This is a genomic window from Rhodoferax sp. (assembly GCF_028688795.1).
Lineage (GTDB): Bacteria > Pseudomonadota > Gammaproteobacteria > Burkholderiales > Burkholderiaceae_C > Rhodoferax.
On sequence record NZ_JAQTXM010000080.1, the window covers coordinates 1 to 5,316 of the forward strand.

At 57.8% G+C, this 5,316-nt stretch carries 3 protein-coding genes; all 3 read right to left on the minus strand.

Translation table 11 applies throughout. From position 1 onward, the window contains the following. Positions 1 to 44: 44 nt before the first annotated feature. The 3 genes from PHQ58_RS23205 to PHQ58_RS23215 are packed head-to-tail and all read right to left on the minus strand — an operon-like array spanning position 45 to position 5,148. Positions 45 to 452, minus strand: a complete 408-nt coding sequence (locus tag PHQ58_RS23205) for a hypothetical protein (RefSeq protein ID WP_300116185.1) — start codon at positions 450 to 452, stop codon at positions 45 to 47. 12 nt (positions 453 to 464) lie between these two features. Further along, entirely contained in the window at positions 465 to 4,481 is a 4,017-nt protein-coding gene (locus PHQ58_RS23210) for a tape measure protein (RefSeq protein WP_300116186.1), read from the minus strand. 22 nt (positions 4,482 to 4,503) lie between these two features. After that, positions 4,504 to 5,148 (minus strand): DUF6441 family protein, encoded by a 645-nt coding sequence (locus tag PHQ58_RS23215; protein ID WP_300116188.1) that lies wholly within the window; start codon positions 5,146 to 5,148, stop codon positions 4,504 to 4,506. Positions 5,149 to 5,316 lie beyond the last annotated feature (168 nt).

Here is a 5,316-nt window from a genome sequence, read left to right on the forward strand (position 1 = left end):
CAGTTTGATGTCGCCAGTGAGAATGGGCATGAAGGCTCCAGAATTTAGATTTGCATCAGCTTTAAGGTGATGCGGTAGAAGTCAGCCTCTGACCGTGCGGGAAACCCGGTAACGGGCTCGGCTTCAAGGGCTCCATCACCATGGCGAAACGCCACCGTGAACACCCGGGAATCGAAAAGCGTCAACTCAAAGCGGCCACTGACCACGTCCAACGGCAGCGCTGCCCAGTCGCGCAGAACATTGACACTTGCGCGATTGACCCAAGCCATGTCGGCAGCACCCACCAGGGTGATGGCACGCCCAGCCTGGCGGGTGGCCGACTGCACCAGCAACGACCCTGTGATCAGGTAAGACACGCTGGAGACCACTGGACTCCATCCGTGTTCATCGCTCCACAGCAAATCGTCAGGCAGGGTCAACGTGGCCCCACTGAAGAGGTTTTTAAGTTCCATGAGGATTCGCCCTTAAAAAGCCCGGGCTTTGGCTTGTTTCAAGATGTCCAGCAGTCGGGTTTCGTCCCTGGCATCAACCGTGGCTGACACACTGCGGTTTCCCGCCGCCAGTTCAACCCGTACCGTGCGCACCGGTGCCTTTTCTCCTGCAAATGCAGGTCTTGGCACAGCCATCGGTGAAACCAGGGACTGCACCAGTCCACCGCTTGCAAAGCCCTGCACGCGTGCGGCCAAGGCTTGTGCTGGCAGGCTAAGGTTGTTGAGTGACTCAAAAAAGCCGGTGCCAAAGCGCGACACCGCTGAACGGTTGACCACGTATTCGCCCGGAGTGAGCATGGCCGGAACAGTATCGGACTTGGCCACGCCACCGCCCCGGTAAAACTCACCCTGGTGCTGCTCCATGTACTCCATGAGGTCGCGTTCAAGGTCTTTGCCATAGGCCAGTGGCTGCGCCATGGCTTGCCGCCAGTTGGCCTTGATGGCATCGAGCTTTTGCTTTTCGTTGCCTGTGAGTTGCTTGCGGTTAAGCAGGCTCTCCAAAGTTTTACGGTCGGTGTTGGCCAGTTGACCGTAACCCACCATGGTGTCGTACTCGAATCCGATGCTCATGGAGGCACCGTATTGCATGCGCATCCACTGCACGTACTGACGCATTCCGGACAAACCCAACTCAATCATTTGTTGGGCTTCCACCGCATCTTTGTTGCGTTTGATGACGTTCGAACCAGGAGAAACCACCGAACCGCCCGTGGCAAAACGGGCGACACCATTGGCAATTTTTGATAGCGCAGAGCTTCCATACTTGCGCACTGCCGCTTTGCGCAGCACATACGCGCCTGAATCCAACGTGCGCGGCACCGTGTCCTGATCGCCAGAGCCCGGCACCGAACCACCGGTCATGCGGGCAAATGCCTGCGCAACTGGTGATGCCACTGATCCACCAACCGCAAAGTGCGGCACACCAGCACCCACCAGACCACCCGTCGCGTTCGTTTCGACCTTGGTCACATAGATCGTGTGCGTGCTCGACGTGTTCATGCCGTTAAGGCTGGAGATTTGCGAGCGTGCCGCGTCGGCATTGGTGTTCACACTGTGCTGCGACTCGGTGCGGATGCGACCCAGTGCATTGATCATGCCTTCCACATTGTTGATCGCGGCTTGGGCTTTTTCAGAAGTGACTTGCAACTCGATCAGCGAGTTTTGCTTGGCATAGACGGTGAGTTTGTCCAGCGCCGCTTTGGCCTGGCTGACATCGGCATCCACCGGCAGGGTTTTGCCTTCTTTGAGCAAGGCTTCATATTCCTGAAGCTTTTTCTGGGCCTGTTCCAGATCGGCCTTGATGACCAGCAGCCGTTCCTTTTCGGCCATTGCCTTGTCAAGATCAGCCATGGCTTTGTCAAACCGGGTGGTGTCTGCATCGAGCGTGACTTTTAGTCCATCTTTGAGCTTGGCGGTGATCTGGTCGATCTGGGTTTCTGTGTCCGTGAGGGTCTGTTTGATCTGCTCACGCGCTGCGAGTGCCGCCTGGGCTGCCTGTTTGTGCGCCTGAGCTTGAGCGTCCAGTGACTTGACGAGAATGTCTTCGGATTCCCGAATGGCTTGAATTGATCGGTTGACACCATCCTTGCCCTGGGTGATAGCGGCATCGGACTCCTTGGTCTTTTGTGCCAGTTCTGCGCGCAAGGTGTCTGCCTGGCGCATCAGGTCTGCCGCTTTGTCGTACTCTTGTTTGCGCGATGCTTCGCGCGCCTGCGACTCCAACGTTACGACTTGGGTGTGCGCTTGCTCAGATGCTTTTTTGGCTTCCTCTGCCTTTTTGGCCTCGGCCGTCTGGGCGCTGCCCACTTGCACCGCCAAATCCATGGCCTTCTGCGCCAGTTGTTTGGCCTGCTCAAATTCACCAGCGGCCAGAGCATCGCGCGCCTTGCTCTGCAACTCAACAATCTGGCGTTTGCGGTCTTCCGTTGCTTCAAACTCCGTCATGCCCTGGCGACGCAGTTCACGGATCTTTTCCTCCGTGGTCATCGTCAGTTGACGTTTGGCTTCTTCAATGCGCTGGATTTCCGCTAGATGCCGGTTGGCCTCGGCATTGAGCGCATCAATGTGGGCGCGGTATTCCGTGGCGGCGATGACCATAGACTGGCGTTTGGTAGCCAGAATCTCGTTTTCGACCCGGGTGACGTTGGCGCTGCGCTCGGCCTCGGTCAAGCCTTGCTTGGCTGCTGCTGCCACCCTGGCAGTGGACTCGTCATCGATGAGTTTCAGTGTGTCCGTGGTGGCCTTTTGCCGCAGGGTGGTCTGCTGGGTCAGTGCATCGGTGAGCAGCAGGGTTGATTTGGCAATCTGGGTTGCCTGAGATGCTGAAGACAAATCCAGCGCCGTTTGCTCCTGCTGGTATCGTGTTTTCACAGCATCAACCTGTTTTTGCAGGTTGGCCTCGACCATGGCAGTCAGGCCTTTGTACGCCTCAGCCATTTTGGCGGTGGCATCCGTGACCACGCCATTGGCCTTGGTGACCGCCTGTTCCACTTCACCCAGTCGGGATTTGAGTTTTTCCACTGCGGAGTGAACCGCTTCAACTCCACGACCGACCGCTTCCTGCGTACCTTGGCGCACGGCTTCTAACTTCTTGGCAATCTCTTCTGCCGTGGTGGCCGCAGTGGTCATGGCTGCCTTGGCTGTGTCTGAGCCCTTGGTGGCATCCGCATACATCTGCGCAAAGATCACATTCATTTCAGCCAGACGAGCCTCGTGGCGCTTGGTAGCTGCATCGATGGTGTCGCTGGTAAAGATCGCTGCAAAGGCTTCCCATCGGTACTGCAACTGCTCAACCGCCTTGACCAGAATTTCGACCATGAAGATGCCAGCCTTGCGCACGATCTCGAATTTCTCGGACAACCAGGTGCCGATTTCCCAACCCACGGCGAACGCACCCAGCACGGCAAACGCTGTCTTGAGCAGGCCGACGCTGGCAATGGCCGCTGTGACCGACAAATTGGCAGTGGCCCAGGCGGCAGAGGTGGCGGTGGCAGCGGTGATGGCTGCGGCACCGGCAGTTTGCCAAGCCGTGACCAAGGCTGGAAGCAACCGGTAAATGAGCACCGCCAAGCCCACTTCGGCGATTTTCTTGAGCCACTGCATGACCGTATCAAGATTGGTGGCCAGCCAGGTCAGGCCATCGGCGAGTTTCTTGGTGATGCCTGTGGCGGCATCGACCTGCGCGACCCATTGGCCGAAGGCGTTTTGCAGGCGCTGGAAAGCCTGACTGACCGTCGCTGGCAACTGAGAGTATTCGGCGGCGAGCTTGTCTTTTTGGCTCATCAATGCGTTGACCACCACGTCAGCGGTGAGCCTGCCTTCTTCAGCCAGCTTACGCAGCCGACCAATGGGCACATTCAAGCCATCGGCCAGGGCTTGGGCCAGACGTGGACTATTCTCGACCACGGAGTTGAATTCTTCACCGCGCAGCACACCGGAAGCCAAGGCTTGTCCGAACTGCAACAGCGACGACTGGGCTTCCGTGGCCGACGCACCCGACAGACGCAAGGCCTGCGAGATGCTCTCGGTAATAGAAAGAGCATCCTTCTGCTCCCCACCGAGCATGCGCACCGCTTGCTGCAACTTGCCATACAGGGTCGAGACTTCCTGAATCGGCACCCCAATGCGCTGAGCGATTTCAAACAGAGCCTTTTGCGCTGTGACAAACTCATTCTGACCTGCGGTTGCCAATTTCAGGCGTGCGCCCATCATGTTCCAGGCATCGGCCACCTGGACGATCTCCTGCACTTTGCCTGCCGCCCAGTTGATCGACAGGAATGCCAGCAGTTGCGTCTTGGCGGTCGCCACCTGGTCGCCAAATGCCGACATGCCTGCCTTGACCTCGGCCATGCCGCGCGCGGCCTTGTCGCCTGCGGTCTTGGCTGTCGATGCCAACTCGCCCAGGCTTTGCTGGGCGGAATTGAGGGCGCGTTTGAGCCCATCATCTGCACCCTCAAGGGCGACTAAAACGGCAATGCGGTTGTTGGCCATAGGTCAATTTGAAATTTGAGGGTCATCCGACCGTGCGGATTTGTTGTTCGATGCTTGCAGCCAGTCGTGGGATGCGCCGCACCACCAGTCGCTCAATGTCGAGTCGCTTTTTGAGCATGACGCGGGGAACGAGCACCGCAATTGGGATATCAGCACCACGCTTCAAGCGTTTGATGCCTTGCGCTTTGCGGTACCGGCGTTTGAATCCAGCCAAGGGGCGGTCGTGCTCTTTGATGTTTTCTGCCATCAGCACCACATTGCCCTTGGCGTTTTTGATGAAGTAGGCGTTGCCGCCTCGCATGAGTTCAGCAATTTGCGCCTTGAAGCGCTTGCGGCCAACCCGGCCATGCAGGGGAATCAGCATCTTGGCCGAAATGGTCCCGCCTTTTTCGTGCATCCCGACCCAAGGTATGCGCGAGCCCACGTACAGCGCTGGCAGGCGACTGGGGTCTTTGTCGATCACGTAGGCGGAGAACCCCTTGAGGAAGGTCTTTTTGACCACTGTCAGTTGGGACGCCACCTGCTCGCGCACGTCTTGCTTGATCGCAATAGCCTCTTTCGCCATGGCCTTGGCCACCGCCTTTTTGACCTTGTCGCGAAACTCTCCACCCCAACGGCGCAGTTGGGCTTGGGCGGCGGCGCTGTCGATTCGGATGGAGATTTTCATGACGAGGTTGATGCAATGGTCAGACGTTCAAGCGTTTGATCAAGGTTTTTGGAGTCGCCCCTGCTGCCAATGGCAATCAGGGACAAGAGTTGGGCATCACGCGCACTGTCAATACGCACACTGGCAACAGAAAAGCCCTTCAACTGCGCCAGCGTGTAGTCCAGGATG